We start from the raw sequence: 16,204 nt of genomic DNA on the forward strand, positions 1-16,204 counted from the left end.
TGCGGAGACTCGATGTGTGGCTCGCTCACTGGGGAGCCACCTCCTTCTCACGGTCCTTGAGCTCCATCGCGCGACGACGGCTCGGGATCAGACCTTGTGGCCGGAAGATCATGATCACCAGGATCACCAGACCGAAGATCGCAAAGCGGTACTCGTACAGATCGGTGTCCCAGACCGGGTCCTTGATGCCGCGCAGGCGGTCCGGGATGTAGGAGATCAACGCACCGCCGAGGATCGCGCCGAAGATGTTCCCGGAGCCACCCATGACGACGCCCGCCAGCACCAGGATCGAGAACTGCAGGATGAAGGTCTGCGAGTTCATGAAGCCCTGCTGACCGGCGAACATGACGCCGCCCAGGCCGCCGATGAAGGCGCCGATGGCGAACGCCCACAGCTTGTACTTGATCGTCCGCACGCCCATGATCTCGGCGGCCTCCTCGTCCTCGCGGATCGCGAGCCAGGAGCGGCCGACCCGGCTGCGGTCCAGGTTGCGCACGCCGAGGATGACCACGATGACCACCGAGAGACCCAGCCAGTAGTACGGGGTCGCGTCCGCCACGCCGAACCACGGCTTGCCGTCGGCGTACTCGCCCGGCGGGTGCGGGATGCTCGAGAAGCCCCGGTCACCGCGCAGCGTCTCCGAGCTCGTCGCGAAGATGCGGATGATCTCGGCGAAGCCGAGCGTCACGATCGCCAGATAGTCGCCGCGAAGCCGCAGCGTCGGCCAGCCCAGCAGCAGACCGGAGACCATCGTGATCGCCAGCGCGATCGGGATGGACGCCAGCCAGCCCCACTCTGTGTGCAGGACGCTGTCGGGCGAGGTCAACATCGCGACGGTGTAGGCACCCACCGCGAAGAAGCCGACGTAGCCGAGGTCCAGCAGGCCGGCAAAGCCCACCACCACGTTCAGACCCAGGGCCAGCAGGACGTAGTACGACATGTAGAACAGGGCACTCGGCCAGTCGACGCCCTGAGTGATGATCTGGGGGCCGATGACCGGCACCTGACCGACGTACGGCAGCAGGTACGCCACCAGGGCGAACGTGATGGCCAGGACCAACCGGACAGCCCAGTGCTGCCGGCCGAACCAGCCGCGGGTGCCGCCCGACTCCCGCCAGTTCTTCTTCTGCGGCGCGGAGGCCGGAGTCGTGGTCGCTTCGCTCATGCTCGAGCCCTCCCGAGAGACTCGCCCAGCAGACCCGTCGGACGGACCAGCAGGATCAACACCAGCAGCACGAACGATGCGGCGTGCAGCCACTCCGTGCCGAACAGGCCGGCCGCGTAGTTCTGCAGCACGCCCAGCATCAGACCGCCCAGCAGGGCGCCGCGCAGGTTGCCGATGCCGCCGAGGACCGCCGCGGTGAACGCCTCGATGCCCAGCAGGAAGCCGGCGTCGAAACGCGTGACGCCGATCTTGAGGTCGTACATCACCGCCGCCACGCCGGCCATCAGGCCGCCGAGGAGGAAGACGAGCGCGATCACGCGGCTCTTGTTGACGCCCATGAGCGCCGCGCTGTCCGGGTTCTGCGCCACCGCGCGGATGCCCCGGCCGAGCCGGGAACGGTTGATGAAGCGGTCGAGCACGAACATCGCCACGAGCGCCAGCACGATGATCAGAATCTGCAGATTCGTCACGTGCATGTTGCCGATCACGACGACGTCGGTCGGCCGGATCAGCGGCGGGACACCGGTGATGTTGCGCTGGGTGACCACGCCGACCGTCTCGGAGATGAAGAGCGACGCCCCGATCGCGGTGATCAGGAAGGCCAGCGGCGGCGCGTTGCGCTTGCGCAGCGGCCGGTACGCGACGAGCTCCACGCCGAGTGCGGTGAGGCCGGATATGACGATCGCGCCGATGAGCCCCAGGAGAAGCAGGCCGATGACCGCGAAGATGTTGGGAGTAGCCGAGTTCTGGTCGAGCCCGAACATGCCCCAGACCACGAGGCACGCGTAGGACCCGAGCAGGAAGACCTCGGAGTGCGCGAAGTTGATAAGGCGAAGCACGCCGTACACGAGGGTGTACCCGAGCGCGAACAAAGCGATGATCGCGCCCTGGGCCAGGCCCGTGATCGTATACGGCCCGAAGTTTTCAATCAGGCCGGTGAAGTTCAAAGGGGCTCCTGAAACGAGAAGGTCGGTGCGGCCGGAGATCATCCGGCCACACCGGCCCTACAGAGAGTTACTACAGAATCAGGCGGTCTTGATCTCTTGGTCGGCGACCGTGTTGCCCGCTGCGTCGAACTTGAACGCCCACACCTTGATGGACGCCGGGTCAAGCTCACCGGTCGAGGTGAACTTGTAGGTGTTCGCGATGCCGGTGTAGTTGACCGTCGACAGGTAGGTGTTCATCTTCTCGACGGTGGTGTTGCCCGCGTCGATACCCGCCAGGTAGATGTTCGCGGCGTCGTACGCCACGTCGCTGTACGTACCAGCGTCGACGTTCCACTTGGCCTTGTAGTCGGCGACGAACGTGCCACCCGCCTTCTCCGGCGGGGAGCAGGGGCAGGTCACGACCGTACCTACGGCGGCGGCGGTGCCCGCGGACTTGGCGAAGCCCGGGTCCTTCATGCCGTCGCCGCCGACCAGCGTACCCTTCCAGCCCGCAGCGGTGAGCTGCTTGCGGATGAGGCCACCGTTCTGGTAGTAGCCGCCGTAGAACATCGCCGTCGCCTTGGAGGCGACGACCTTCTGCACGACCGCCGAGAAGTCGGTCTGCTTGCCGTCCGCCTCGGTCTTGTCGGTGTCGACGACCTTGGCGCCCAGCTTGGTCTTGACGACCTCGGCCAGACCCGCGCCGTACGCGGACTGGTCGTCGGCGATGAAGACCCGCTCGGCCTTCAGCACGTCGCTGATGTAGTTCGCGGCGGCCGGGCCCTGCGCGTCGTCGTTCGCGACCGCGCGGTGGAACGTCTTCCAGCCCTTGGAGGACAGGGAGACCCGCGTCGCGGACGGGGTGATCGTCGGGATGCCGGCCTCTTCGAAGATCGGGTCCGCGGCCTCGGACTCACCCGAGAACGGCGGGCCGACGATGCCGAGGATCTTCTTGTTGGCGACGAGGCTACGAGCGACACCGGGTGCGACGGCCGGCTCGCCCTGCGAGTCGAACTTCTGCACCTTGATGCACTCGGAACCCTTCTTGGTGTTGTACTGCTGGATCGCGAGCTCGAAGCCCTGCTCGATGTTCACACCGAGGTTCGCAGCGGATCCCGTCAGGGCGCCGAAGAACGCGAGCTCGTAGCCGCAGTTACCACTGGCCGTGTCTGTGGAGCTGCTGCTGCTGTTGCAGGCAGCGGCACCGGCGACGAGGCCGATCACGGCCAGTCCGCCGATGGCTCGTGCGAGAACCTGCCTCAAGGTTGGAACCCTCCTCCATACCGAACCCACCGAGCCACCGCAGGTCGATTGGCACTTGCAGTGCTCCACGACACAACGCCGCCCGTCATGGGGCCGGACGCTATCCCACCTTCCGGTGAACTCGTAAGGGTTCACACGGGCATTCACCGAACCGTTACGTCCCGTGATGCCGGAACGAGAAAGGTGTAACAAACAGGCAGTGCTTGGGACAGATGCGGTTACTCAGCGGTAGCGTCGGAGGGCTCTTGACCCTCGGCGAGGATGCGGTCGGCGACCTCACGCATCGTCATGCGGTGATCCATGGCGGTGCGCTGGATCCACTTGAACGCCTGCGGCTCGGTCATCGCGTACTTCGTCATCAGCTCGCCCTTGGCCCGCTCGACCGACTTGCGCGTCTCCAACCGCTCGGTCAGGCCCGCGACCTCGGACTCCAGCGCGGCGACCTCCGCGTACCGCGAGAGGGCGATCTCGATCGCCGGCACCAGGTCCGACTTCTGGAAGGGCTTCACCAGGTACGCCATCGCGCCGGCCGCCCGCGCCCGCTCCACCAGGTCCCGCTGGCTGAAGGCGGTCAGGATGACCACCGGGGCGATCCGACCGCCGGCGATGCGCTCGGCGGCCGCCAGGCCGTCCATGATCGGCATCTTGATGTCGAGGATGACGAGATCCGGCGTCAGCTCCTCGGCCAGCCGCACGGCGGTCTCACCGTCACCGGCCTCACCGACGACCTCGTAGCCCTCCTCCACGAGCATCTCGGCCAAATCCAGCCGGATGAGGGCCTCGTCCTCGGCGATCAACACCCGCCTGCGCTCGGCATCCGCCTGCGTGTCGGCCACGGAACCCCTACCCCCACTGCTCTGCGAAGTCACGACACCCGGGTATCCGGACATCGCCCCTGACAGCGTAGAGGGTGCCGGGAACCGGGCCTGCCGCGCAGTGACCGGCCGGGCAATTCCATGATTCGGACCGTTGCGACACTCCGGTATCCGGATGTCCGCCCTGGGGCCGGAGTGGGTAGGGTGTACTCCGGCTCGGCGCGGCCGCGCACGACTCGTCCCCGTAGACCAATCGGCAGAGTCGATGGACTCAAAATCCATTCAGTGTGGGTTCGAATCCCACCGGGGACACCAGGCACCGACCACGAGGCGGCAGGGGACGGTGGGGTTCGCGCGCCCCATGGTGACCGTTGCGGCCGGCGAGAGTCCCGGGTTTGCGGGAACGGCCGATTTGCCGGGGTCCTCGATGTTGTCATGGCAGTACCAGCACTGCCAGGAGGCTTCATGTTGTGGTCCGGCTCGTCGCCCCTGACCGTCGTGCGAGACGGGATGTGGGGATTCCTTCTGCTCGCCGGGGTGGCGTGGCTGGCGATCGCCTGGAGCGTGCTGCGCCTCGAACCCGCCGACATCGCGGACGTGGCCGGGCCGGTCGTGTTGTTCGCCGCGGTGACCGAGGCGGTGCGCGCCCTCGCCGGGACACGGACGTGGTGGCTGAACGCGGGTATGGCCCTGTTGTTCGTCGCCACCGGGGTGGTCCTGATGAGCGACGGGAACGACACCTGGACGACACCGGCCGCGCTCATCGGCTGGTACCTCATGGTGCGGGGCGCGGCCGATCTCGCGATCTCGATGATGACCCGGGAGACCGACCGGATCTGGGGCCTGCTCACCGTCGTCGGCCTCGCCGAGCTCGGACTGGGGTTCTTCGCCGCCGGCTCGTTCGCGCGTACGGCGGAGATGGTCGCCGTCATCCTCGGCGGGGCGGCGCTGATCCGGGGGGTCGCCGATCTGGTGGCGTCCCTGCGGCTGCGCGAGGTGTCGGTGTCGGCGCGCGCCGGGCGGCTGCTGGAACTCCCCGCGGAGCGGGCGGTCGGAGTGGCCGGCTACTCGGCGGGCATGACGGACTTCGAGGAGGGGCCGACGCAGGCGTCGCGAGCGCGGCACCGGGCCATGCCGCAAACTTCCGCCGGCGGCACGCACGACCTGTCCGGGCCGCGGCCGGGTCAGGCCGCCGCCCTGGCGGATCTCTCCACGCCCGGGCCGACCGGCGCTCGGACGGGCAGCTTCCACGACGAGGTGCTGCGGACCACCGCGGATCTGGACGCGATGCTGGCGCTGGCCGGTGTGACCGGCGCGGCCGTCCCGGGTGCGGCGGCACAGGCCGCCGAGGCGGAGCAGGTCGAGGTGCCGGATACCGCCGAGGGCGCGGAGTTGCCGCCGGACTCGCCCAGCGCGCAGCAGCCGGCGCGGCCCGAGATCACGGGACGGCACGGCCGGCCCGGAGACGCGACGGCGCACACGACCGCCCCCGCGACGGGATCCCACGCGGCCGGCACCGGATCGCCCGGCAATGCCGGGAGCAGCGTCGGCGCGCCGGGAAACGCCGCCAGCAACTTCGGCACGCCCCGCAACGCCGCGAGCAACTTCAGCACGCCGGCGAACGCCGCGAGCAACCTCGGGACGACCGCGACCGGACGGCAGAAGCCGCCGGGCGAGGAGGGACCGCTGCCCCTGCTGGACCCGACGGCGCAGGCCGCGCGCGCCGCGATGCCGGGTATGGACGACACGTCGATCATCACGCGCGGACGGCTGGTGGACTGATCTCCCCTGCCCGCCGGAGTGGGACCAGCACGACGGCCAGTCGCCGGCCGGGTCCCGCTCCGGCCGGGCCCCGTAACCGAAGCCGGAGTGTCTGAGCCGGCCCCGGCGACGCGACGAAGCCGGCTCCGCCGACGGGACAGAGGACGCTCAGGAGCCGATGCGGCGCAGCAGCCCTTCCTGGACCGCGCTGGCGATGTGCACCCCGTCGCGGGTGAGCAGCCGGCCACTCGCGAGTCCCCTGCTGCCGCTCGCCGAGGGGCTGCGGCAGTCATAGAGGAACCACTCGTCGGCCCGGAACGGCCGGTGGAACCAGAGCGCGTGGTCGAGGCTCGCCCCGATGACGCCGCCCGGTCCCCACACCTCGCCGTGAACCGACAGCACCGAGTCCAAGAGCGACAGATCCGAGGCGTACGTCAGCGCGCACGCGTGGATCAGCGGATCGTCGGGAAGCTTGCCGTTGATGCGCATCCAGACGCGCTGCTCCTTGGCGGCGTCGCGGTCGCCCGGCGGCACCCAGCCGGGGGTGTTCACGTAGCGCACGTCGATCGCCTGCGGCCCGAAGCTCAGCGCCGCCCGGCGTTCCGGGTATCTGGCGAGCCAGTCGCGGGTCGTGGGGACCTCCTCGGGGCCCGGCACTCCCTCCGGCGCCGCCGCGTGGTGATCCAAGCCTTCCTCGGCCACCTGGAACGACGCCGACATCAGGAAGATGGCCTTGCCGTGCTGCTGGGCCGTGCACCGGCGCACCGAGAAGGAGCGGCCGTCGCGGATCGTCTCGACCGTGAAGTCGATCGGGACCGTGGGATCGCCCGGGCGCACGAAGTAGCCGTGCAGCGAGTGCACCGGACGCTCCGGGTCGACCGTACGGCCGGCGGCGACGAGCGCCTGGCCGGCGACCTGGCCGCCGAAGACGCGCTGGGCGCCGGTCTGCGGGCTCTCTCCCTGGAACCGGTCCGCGTCGAGCTGCTTGAGGTCGAGCACCTCCAGCAGTTGGTCGACCGCGGCCTGTCCCCGGTCGGCGGTCACACGGTCCTCGGGTCGACGAGCGAGCCGAGCTGGTGCACGCGCAGGGTGTTGGTGGAGCCGGGCGCGTTCGGCGGGCTGCCGGCGACGACCACGACGTAGTCGCCGGGCTTGGCCAGGCCGAGGCCGAGCATGCTCTGGTCGACCTGGCGGAACATGTCGTCGGTGTGCTCGACGAAGTCCGTCAGGAAGGTCTCGACCCCCCACGAGAGAGCGAGCTGGTCGCGGACCGCGGCGACCGGAGTGAACGCGAGCAGCGGCAGCTCGCAGTGCAGCCGGGAGAGGCGGCGCACGGTGTCGCCGGTCTGCGAGAAGGCGACCAGCGCCTTGGCCCCGATGTTGCGGGCGATGCGCGAGGCCGCCACGGTCAGGGCGCCGCCGTGGGTACGCGGGTCGTGCTGCAGGACCGGGACGCCGAGGGCGCCGTTCTCCGTCGTGGTGACGATCTTCGCCATGGTGCTGACGGTGAGCACCGGATACTTGCCGACGGAGGTCTCGCCGGAGAGCATCACCGCGTCGGCACCGTCGAGGACGGCGTTGGCCACGTCGGAGGCCTCGGCGCGGGTCGGCCGGGAATTCTCGATCATCGAGTCGAGCATCTGGGTCGCCACGATGACCGGCTTCGCGTTCTCCCGGCAGAGTTGCACGGCACGCTTCTGCACCAGCGGCACCTCGTCCAGCGGCAGCTCGACGCCGAGGTCGCCGCGGGCGACCATGACGCCGTCGAAGGCCAGCACGATCGCCTCGAGGTGGGTGACCGCCTCGGGCTTCTCGACCTTGGCGATGACCGGGACGGACCGGTCCTCCTCGGCCATGATCTGGTGCACGAGCTTGATGTCGTCGGGCGAGCGCACGAACGACAGGGCCACCAGGTCGACGCCGAGCCGCAACGCGAAGCGCAGATCCTCGGCGTCCTTGTCGCTGAGCGCAGGCACGCTGACGGCGACGTTGGGCAGCGACACGCCCTTGTTGTTGGAGACCGGGCCGCCCTCGGTGACCAGGCACCGGATGTCGGCGCCCTGCACCGCGGAGACCTCGACGGCCACCTTGCCGTCGTCGATCAGCAGGCGGTCGCCGACCTTGACCTCTTCCGGAAGCTTGTTGTACGTGCAGGAGACCCGCTCGCGGGTGCCCACGATGTCGTCGCTGGTGATGGTCACGGCGTCGCCGCTGTTCCACACGTGCGGACCGTCGGCGAACTTGCCCAGCCGGATCTTCGGTCCCTGCAGGTCGGCGAGGACGGCGACGGCCCGACCGGTCTGCCTCGCCGCCGTGCGCACCAGCTCGTAGATCTTCTGGTGGTCCTCATGGGTCCCATGGCTGAAGTTCATCCGGGCCACGTCCATGCCCGCCTCGACCAGGCCGAGCATGCGCTCGGTGGAGGCGGTGGCGGGCCCCATGGTGCAGACGATCTTTGCGCGGCGTGTCACAGCCATCAGGCTAGTCTCTTTTCCGGATCGGCCCGCTGACCGGCCCCCGTGCGGGGGACGACGCGGGGGGCGACGCTCCGCGAGGCCACCCGGCGTGCGGCTCAGCGAGCTGCCTCGGCGCTCGGCGGAGCGAGCTGCCTCGGTGGAGCAGCGGATGCGGGCGTCGGCGACCGCGATACGACCCCAGCTTATCGGTGCGCCGGTTGCCGCGGCCGGGGACCGGCCCGCGTCGCGGCGGTCGATTTCCCGACTCCTCCCCCGATCGCGGGCCATGCGGCCAGGGACTACAGTCCGCAATGCCCATGTGACGACACGTCTGGGTCCAGGGAGGGATACGTGCACGACTGGGCCCCTTGGGGGAAGTGTTGCGGAATGCCCCGGCCGAGGCGGCCAAGGTCGAGACGGCGGCCCGGGAGGCGGGCGAACTGCTCAAGACGTCCTGGTGACCGTCATCGCGCTCTTCACGATCATGCTGATCGTGGTCGGGGCGTTCACCTGGCTCGACTACCGGCGCGAGGAGTGCGAGCTCACCGAGACCGCCGTTCGGCCCGGCTTCCGGCGCTCGCCGCAACCGCGCAACTTCTGGCGGTGGTACGAGACGTGGATCGTCGGCTTCATCGCCGTCTCGATCCTGTTCATGTGGGCGGGCGCCGCGACGATCGTGGTGCCCGCCATCACCTGAGCGCGGCGGCGTGGGTCAGCGGGTGGCGGCCAGAGGCTGCGACGACGGGCGTACCGGTGCCGGCAGTTCGCCGGGCGCGCCCAGGTAGCGGTGGATCGCCGCGGCCGCCGACCGGCCCTCGGCGATGGCCCACACGATCAGCGAGGCGCCGCGGTGCATGTCGCCCGCGACGAACACGCCGTCCGCCGAGGTCTGCCAGTTCTCGTCGGCGTCCACCGCGCCACGGGCGTTGCGGGTCACGCCGAACTGGTCCAGCAGCGGCTGCTGCTCCGTACCCTCGAAGCCGATCGCGAGCAGGACCAGGTCGGCGCGCAGGTCGCGCTCCGAGCCGGGGGTCACGGTGACCGTACGGCGGCCGTCGATCCGCTCGACGACGACGTCGGCGACGCGGACCGCGGCGACGTTGCCGTGCCCGTCGTCGACGAACTCCTGCACGGCCACGCCGAAGACGCGCTCGCCGCCCTCCTCGTGCGCCGGGTAGTTGCGCAGGATGACCGGCCAGGTGGGCCACGGGTGCAGCTCGGCGGCGCGAACGTCCGGGGGCAGCGGGTACTGGTCGAGCTGGATGACGCCGGCCGCGCCCTGGCGGTGGGCGACGCCGAGGCAGTCGGCGCCCGTGTCGCCGCCGCCGATGATCACGACGTGCCGGTCCTTGGCGTCGATCGGGGTCGACTCCTGCAGTCCGGCGACCACCCGGTTGGCCGGAACGAGATGGTCCATGGCCAGATGTACGCCGGCAAGCTGCCGTCCGGGCGTCTCCGGCGTGTCCCGGCCGGCCAGCGCACCGCAGGTCAGCAGCACGGCGTCGAAGCGCTCGCGCAGATCCTCGGCGGTCACGTCGACGCCCACGTTCACGCCGGTCTGGAACACCACGCCCTCGGCCGCCATCTGCGCGAGGCGGGCGTCGACGCGCTCCTTCTCGAGCTTGAAGTCGGGGATGCCGTAGCGCAGCAGGCCGCCGATGCGGTCGTCGCGCTCGAAGACCGTCACCGCGTGCCCGGCGCGGGCCAACTGCTGCGCGGCGGCCAGCCCGGCGGGTCCGGAGCCGACCACCGCCACCGACCTGCCGGAACGGGCGACGCTCGGCTGTGGCCGGACGTATCCGTGGTCGAAGGCGTGGTTGGCGATCTCGACCTCGACCTGCTTGATGGTGACCGGGTCGTCGGCGATGCCGAGCACGCAGGCCGCCTCGCACGGGGCGGGGCAGAGCCGGCCGGTGAACTCCGGGAAGTTGTTCGTGGCGTGCAGGCTCTCCGCCGCCGACGCCCAGGCGCCGGTGCGCACCAGGTCGTTCCAGTCCGGGATGCGGTTGCCGAGCGGGCAGCCCTCGTGGCAGAAGGGAATGCCGCAGTCCATGCACCGCGTCGCCTGGTCGCGGATGAGCTCCTCGCCGGCCGGCGGGTAGACCTCCCGCCAGTCACGGATGCGCACCGGCACCGGGCGCCGGGCCGGAAGCTGGCGCTCGTAGCGCAGGAAACCGTTCGGATCAGGCACGAGAGACCCCCATGACCGCCTCGTCGACGTCGCGACCGGCAGCCTCGGCGGTCTTGATCAGTTCCATCACTCGCTTGTAGTCACGCGGCACCACGGCGGTGAACTCCGTCACCGCGGTGGACCAGTCGCGCAGCAGCCGCTGCGCCACCGCGGAACCGGTCTCGACGTGGTGCTTGACCACCAGGCCGTGCAGCAGCTCCCGCTCGTCGGCGGTGAGCGGCGCCAGGTCGACCAGCTCGGGATTGACCAGGGTCTGGTCCAGGCCGAGCACGAACGCCTTGCCGCCGCTCATGCCGGCGGCGAAGTTGCGCCCGATCGCGCCGAGCACCACCACGACACCGCCGGTCATGTACTCGCAGCCGTGGTCGCCGACGCCCTCGACGACCGCCGACGCGCCGGAGTTGCGCACCGCGAAGCGCTCCCCCGCGCGGCCACGCAGGAACACCTCGCCGGCGGTGGCGCCGTACAGAATGGTGTTGCCGGCGATGATGTTCTCCTCGGCGGCGAACGGCGCCTCCTCGGCGGGCCGCACGACCACCCGGCCGCCGGAAAGGCCCTTGGCGACATAGTCGTTGGTGTCCCCGATGAGCCGCAACGTCACGCCGCGCGGCAGGAACGCGCCGAACGACTGGCCGCCGGTGCCCCGCAGGGTGAAGGCGATGGTGTCGTCGGGCAGGCCGTTGCCGCCGTAGCGCCGGGCCACCTCGCCGCCGAGCATCGCGCCCACGCTGCGGTGGTCGTTGCGGACCGTGAGCTCCGCGCGGACCTCACGGCCGTCGGTGAGCGCCGGCTGCGCGAGCGCCACCAGCTCGTTGTCCAGCGACTTGTCCAGGCCGTGGTCCTGCGCGACGACGCCGCGCCGGGCGGCGCCCTCCGGCAGCTCCGGGACATACAGCACCGGTGACAGGTCGAGGCCCTGGGCCTTCCAGTGGTGCACGGCCGGGGCCACGTCGAGCACCTCGGCGTGGCCGATGGCCTCGTCGATGCTGCGGAAGCCCAGCTCGGCCAGGTAGCCGCGCACTTCCTCGGCGAGGAACAGGAAGAAGTTCTCCACGAACTCCGGCCTGCCGGTGAACCGCTCGCGCAGCACCGGATTCTGCGTGGCGATGCCGACCGGGCAGGTGTCCAGATGACAGACGCGCATCATGATGCAGCCGGAGACGATCAGCGGCGCGGTCGCGAAGCCGAACTCCTCGGCGCCGAGCAGCGCCGCGATCACCACGTCGCGGCCGGTCTTGAGCTGGCCGTCGACCTGCACGGTGACCCGGTCGCGCAGCTTGTTGAGCAGCAGCGTCTGCTGGGCCTCGGCCAGGCCGAGCTCCCACGGGGAGCCGGCGTGCTTGAGCGAGTTCAGCGGCGACGCGCCGGTCCCTCCATCGTGGCCGGAGATCAGGATCACGTCGGCCTTGAGCTTGGCCACGCCCGCCGCGACGGTGCCGACCCCGATCTCGGAGACCAGCTTCACGTGTACGCGCGCAGCCGGGTTCACGTTCTTCAGGTCGTGCACGAGCTGGGCGAGGTCCTCGATCGAGTAGATGTCGTGGTGCGGCGGCGGAGAGATCAGCCCGACGCCGGGGGTGGCGTGCCGGGTCTTGGCGATCCACGGCCACACCTTGTTGCCGGGAAGCTGGCCGCCCTCGCCGGGCTTTGCGCCCTGCGCCATCTTGATCTGCAGGTCGTCGGCGTTGACCAGGTATTCCGTGGTCACGCCGAAACGGCCGGAGGCGATCTGCTTGACGCTGGAGCGCCGCGCCGGGTCGTAGAGGCGCTCGACGTCCTCGCCGCCCTCGCCGGTGTTGGACTTGCCGCCGAGGCGGTTCATCGCGATCGCCAGGGTCTCGTGCGACTCCGCGGAGATGGAACCGTACGACATCGCGCCGGTGGCGAACCGCTTGACGATCTCCGATGCCGGCTCGACCTCCTCCAGCGGCACCGGCTGCCGATCGGAGGCGAAGCGGAACAGCCCGCGCAGGGAGCCCGCCTGCTCGGCGAGCTCGTCCACCTTCGCGGTGTACTGGCGGAACACGTCGTACTGCTTGCTGCGGGTCGCGTGCTGCAGCAGGAAGACGGTCTCCGGGTTGAACAGGTGGACCTCGCCCTCGCGGCGCCACTGGTACTCGCCGCCGACCTCGAGGCGGCGGTGGCTGCGCTCGGCCGGGTTGCTGGGGTACGCCTTCGCGTGCCGCGCCGCGACCTCGGCGTGGATCTCGGCGAGCCCGGACCCGCCGATCCGCCCGGACGTGCCGGCGAAGTAGCGCTGCACCAGCTCATCGGCGAGGCCGACCGCCTCGAACACCTGGGCGCCGCAGTACGACGACACGGTCGAGATGCCCATCTTGGACATGATCTTCAGGACGCCCTTGCCGAGCGCCTTGACGTAGTTGCCGATCGCCTTGCCCGCCTCCATGCCGGCGAGCGGGCCGGTGGCGATGAGGTCCTCGACGCTCTCGAAGGCCAGGTACGGGTTCACCGCGGCGGCGCCGTACCCGATCAGCACGGCCGCGTGGTGCACCTCCCGGCAGTCGCCGCTCTCCACCACGAGGGCGACCTGCGTGCGGGTCTGCTCCCGCACGAGATGCTGGTGCACGGCGGCGGTGAGCAGCAGCGACGGGATCGGCGCCAGGTCGGCGTTGGAGTCGCGGTCGGACAGCACGAGGATGCGTACGCCGTCCTCGATGGCCTCCGAGACGTGCCGGCAGATCTCGGTGATGCGGGCCTTTATGCCCTCCTCGCCGTCGCGCAGCGGGTAGAGCCCGGAGACCCGCACCGCCTTGAAACCGGGCAGGTCGCCGTCCTCGTCGATGGAGAGCAGCTTGGCCAGCTCGTCGTTGTCGAGGATCGGCCACGGCACCACGACCTGGCGGCAACTCGCCGGGCCCGGGTCGAGCAGGTTGCCCTCCGGCCCGAGGGTCGACGACAGGCTGGTCACCAGCTCCTCGCGGATCGCGTCCAGCGGCGGGTTGGTGACCTGCGCGAACAACTGGTGGAAGTAGTCGAACAGCAGCCGCGGCCGGGTGGAGAGCGGCGAGATCGGGGTGTCCGTGCCCATCGAGCCGAGCGGCTCGGCGCCGGCCCGGGCCATCGGCGCCACCAGGATCTTCAGCTCCTCCTCGGTGTAGCCGAAGACCTGCTGGCGGCGCATGACCGAGTCGTGGGTGTAGATGACGTGCTCGCGCGGCGGCAGGTCACGCAGGTCGATCAGCCCGGCGTGCAGCCACTCGTCGTACGGCTTCTCGGCGGCGAGCTCGGCCTTGATCTCGTCGTCGTGCACGATGCGGCCGGACGCGGTGTCGACCAGGAACATGCGGCCGGGCTGCAGCCGCCCCTTGGCGACGACCGTGGCCGGGTCGAGGTCGAGCACGCCCGCCTCGGAGCCGAGCACGACCAGCCCGTCGCTCGTGTGCCACCAGCGGCCCGGGCGCAGGCCGTTGCGGTCGAGGACCGCGCCGATGACCGTGCCGTCGGTGAACGCCACGCTGGCCGGGCCGTCCCAGGGCTCCATCAGGCTGGCGTGGAAGCGGTAGAAGGCACGCCGCGCCGGGTCCATGCCCGGGTCGTTCTCCCACGCCTCGGGAATCATCATCAGTACGGCGTGCGGCAGGCTGCGCCCGGCGAGATGCAGCAGCTCCAGCACGGCGTCGAAGTTGGCCGAGTCGGAGGCCTCCGGGGTACACACCGGGAACAGCCGCTTGATGCTGCCCGGCAGGGCGGGAGAGGCGAGCAGCGCCTCGCGGGCGGCCATCCAGTTCCGGTTGCCACGGATCGTGTTGATCTCGCCGTTGTGGGCGATGAACCGGTAGGGGTGCGCCAATGGCCACGACGGGAACGTGTTCGTCGAGAAGCGCGAGTGGACCAGGGCGATGGCACTGTCGACGCGCTCGTCGGTCAGGTCCGGGAAGAACTCCGGAAGCTGGTCGGGCGTGAGCATGCCCTTGTAGGTGATGGTGCGCGCGGACAGCGACGGGAAGTAGGCGCCGATGCCCCGCTGCTGGGTCTCCCGCTCCGCCTGCTTGCGGATGCAGTACGCGACGATGTCGAGCTCGATGCCGGAGAGCTGCTCGCCCGCCTTGCCGTTCCCGGTGCCGGTGAGCCGGCGCGCGGCCAGGAAGACCTGCTTGATCGCGGGCCGGGCCGCCTCCGCGGTCTCGCCCAGCCCGGACGGGTCCACGGGCACGTCGCGCCAGCCCAGGATGTCGCCGCCCTCGACCAGGGCGTACTTCTCGAAGACGGCGATCGCGCGGGCCGCCTCGGAGACGTCGGTGGGCAGGAAGACCAGGCCGGTCGCGTACGCACCCGGCTCGGGAAGCGCGAAGTCCACCGCCTCGCGCAGGAAGGCGTCCGGGACCTGGATCATGATTCCCGCGCCGTCACCGGTGTTGTACTCGGCGCCGCGCGCGCCCCGGTGATCGAGGCGGATGAGCGCGGACAGACCCTTGGCTACCACATCGTGGGATCGCCGGCCGTGGAGATCGGCGACGAAGGCGACACCGCACGCGTCGCGCTCGTGCTGCGGGTCGTACAAACCCTGGGGGTGCGGAAAAGCCACCGGGCCTCCGATCGTCACGGGTTTCCTTGAGGTCGGGACGACGTCGGCCCAGCAGAGTCTCTCGATACTACGTTAGGAGTCACCGATCTCCGCCAGGTACGGATGGATCACACTTTGTGGTGGCGGGTTCGGTAGTCTCGCGCGGTGGCGCTAGAGGATACCGACATCTTCCCCCGGCTGGAACGTTTCTACGATGCCGTGCCCCGCGATGCCACCGTCACGGAGGACATCGGCCAGTTCGTGCTCTTCGTCCGCGAAGGGGCAGGCTGGCACTACTACGCGCGGCCCCGGATCGGGGGCGGGACACCGTCCGCCGCCGACATCACCGCCGTGCGGATGCGGCAACGGGACCTCGGCGTCCCCGAGGCCTTCGAATGGGTGCACGAGACGACCTCCGACCTGCTCGCGGTGGCCCGCTCGGCCGGGCTCGACGTGCTGCTCGCCCCGCTGATGGTGCTCGACCGGGCCGCGCTGGTGCCGGACCTGCCCGTCGCCGGCGCGGCCATCCGCTTCCTCGACCCGGCGTCGGCGGACTTCGCCGCCGACATCGCCGCCAGCCGCGCCGTGGCGCAGCTCGGCTTCGGCGCGCCCGCGTCGGCGACCGGAGCGGCCCCGGCGACGGACCGCGCCGGCGCGCTGGTGGTGGAGCCGGCGGATCCCGCACAGCGGGACGCCGTACCGGCCCTGCCGGAGGATGTCATCGCCGACCAGGTTCGCCGGCACGCGTCCGGCCGCTTCCTCACCGGCGTCGTCGAGTCCCCGACCGAGGGCATCCTCGCCACCGGCGCCGTGCAACGCGTCGGCGGCGTCGCCGAGGTGGCGGGCGTGGCCACGCTCCCGTCGGCCCGGCGTCGCGGATATGCGTCCCAGCTCACCGCCAGCCTGGCCCGCCGCGCCCTCGAGGCCGGCGACGACCTGGTGTTCCTCTCGGCCGGCGACGACGACACGGCCCGTCTCTACTCCCGCGTGGGCTTCCGCCGCATCGGCACGGCCTGCATCGGCTCCCCCGCCGTCGTCGCGGTCTGAGTTCCACCCGCGTCGCCACCCGCCCCGAATGGCGGGGACCGGCACTCGCCGGCGC

The 16,204-nt window shown here is 70.5% G+C and carries 11 protein-coding genes and 1 tRNA gene; 4 read left to right on the top strand and 8 right to left on the bottom strand.

Annotated elements, in window-relative coordinates:
• Positions 1–25 precede the first annotated feature (25 nt).
• From EDD30_RS09415 to EDD30_RS09430, 4 genes are all read right to left on the bottom strand, one after another.
• Complete coding sequence (locus tag EDD30_RS09415) at positions 26–1,165, bottom strand: branched-chain amino acid ABC transporter permease (RefSeq protein ID WP_071805337.1); 1,140 nt, start codon at positions 1,163–1,165, stop codon at positions 26–28.
• Positions 1,162–2,112, bottom strand: coding sequence for a branched-chain amino acid ABC transporter permease (locus EDD30_RS09420; protein WP_071805338.1), 951 nt, complete (start codon positions 2,110–2,112; stop codon positions 1,162–1,164). Before EDD30_RS09420 ends, EDD30_RS09415 begins: the two co-directional genes overlap by 4 nt.
• Before the next feature lie 78 nt (positions 2,113–2,190).
• The gene (locus EDD30_RS09425) at positions 2,191–3,354 is read right to left on the bottom strand and encodes a branched-chain amino acid ABC transporter substrate-binding protein (RefSeq protein ID WP_071805339.1); all 1,164 of its coding nucleotides are present in this window, start codon (positions 3,352–3,354) and stop codon (positions 2,191–2,193) included.
• A 218-nt stretch (positions 3,355–3,572) separates the two neighbouring features.
• On the bottom strand, positions 3,573–4,190 hold the full coding sequence (locus EDD30_RS09430) for an ANTAR domain-containing response regulator (protein ID WP_071805340.1): 618 nt from the start codon (positions 4,188–4,190) through the stop codon (positions 3,573–3,575).
• A 217-nt stretch (positions 4,191–4,407) separates the two neighbouring features.
• Here EDD30_RS09430 and EDD30_RS09435 point away from each other — a divergent pair.
• Together EDD30_RS09435 and EDD30_RS09440 are read left to right on the top strand one after the other, a co-directional pair.
• Positions 4,408–4,484: transfer RNA gene (locus EDD30_RS09435), tRNA-Leu, on the top strand.
• 150 nt (positions 4,485–4,634) lie between these two features.
• Positions 4,635–5,951: an HdeD family acid-resistance protein gene (locus EDD30_RS09440; RefSeq protein WP_071805341.1), complete on the top strand. Its 1,317-nt coding sequence runs from the start codon at positions 4,635–4,637 to the stop codon at positions 5,949–5,951.
• A gap of 147 nt (positions 5,952–6,098) precedes the next feature.
• Here EDD30_RS09440 and EDD30_RS09445 read toward each other — a convergent pair whose 3' ends face one another.
• Positions 6,099–6,974, bottom strand: coding sequence for an acyl-CoA thioesterase (locus EDD30_RS09445; RefSeq protein ID WP_071805342.1), 876 nt, complete (start codon positions 6,972–6,974; stop codon positions 6,099–6,101).
• On the bottom strand, positions 6,971–8,407 hold the full coding sequence (gene pyk, locus EDD30_RS09450) for a pyruvate kinase (RefSeq protein ID WP_071805343.1): 1,437 nt from the start codon (positions 8,405–8,407) through the stop codon (positions 6,971–6,973). The genes EDD30_RS09445 and pyk overlap by 4 nt, the downstream gene beginning before the upstream one ends.
• 436 nt (positions 8,408–8,843) lie before the next feature.
• Between pyk and EDD30_RS09455 the strand changes: the two genes are divergently transcribed.
• On the top strand, positions 8,844–9,083 hold the full coding sequence (locus EDD30_RS09455) for a hypothetical protein (protein WP_071805344.1): 240 nt from the start codon (positions 8,844–8,846) through the stop codon (positions 9,081–9,083).
• A 15-nt stretch (positions 9,084–9,098) separates the two neighbouring features.
• Here the strand turns inward: EDD30_RS09455 and EDD30_RS09460 are convergent, their stop codons facing one another.
• The gene (locus EDD30_RS09460; protein ID WP_123678196.1) at positions 9,099–10,577 is read right to left on the bottom strand and encodes a glutamate synthase subunit beta; all 1,479 of its coding nucleotides are present in this window, start codon (positions 10,575–10,577) and stop codon (positions 9,099–9,101) included.
• Positions 10,570–15,141 (bottom strand): glutamate synthase large subunit, encoded by a 4,572-nt coding sequence (gene gltB / locus EDD30_RS09465; protein WP_071803461.1) that lies wholly within the window; start codon positions 15,139–15,141, stop codon positions 10,570–10,572. The genes EDD30_RS09460 and gltB overlap by 8 nt, the downstream gene beginning before the upstream one ends.
• Positions 15,142–15,267: 126 nt before the next feature.
• Between gltB and EDD30_RS09470 the strand changes: the two genes are divergently transcribed.
• Positions 15,268–16,149, top strand: a complete 882-nt coding sequence (locus EDD30_RS09470; protein ID WP_071803462.1) for a GNAT family N-acetyltransferase — start codon at positions 15,268–15,270, stop codon at positions 16,147–16,149.
• The last annotated feature ends 55 nt before the right edge of the window (positions 16,150–16,204 follow it).

This window comes from Couchioplanes caeruleus (assembly GCF_003751945.1).
Taxonomy (GTDB): domain Bacteria; phylum Actinomycetota; class Actinomycetes; order Mycobacteriales; family Micromonosporaceae; genus Actinoplanes; species Actinoplanes caeruleus.

Bases quoted from the DNA above. Each gene is read 5' to 3' on its own strand.
- EDD30_RS09415 (WP_071805337.1), bottom strand. From the start codon at position 1,165: ATGAGCGAAGCGACCACGACTCCGGCCTCCGCGCCGCAGAAGAAGAAC.
- EDD30_RS09440 (WP_071805341.1), top strand. From the start codon at position 4,635: ATGTTGTGGTCCGGCTCGTCGCCCCTGACCGTCGTGCGAGACGGGATG.
- pyk (WP_071805343.1), bottom strand. From the start codon at position 8,407: ATGGCTGTGACACGCCGCGCAAAGATCGTCTGCACCATGGGGCCCGCC.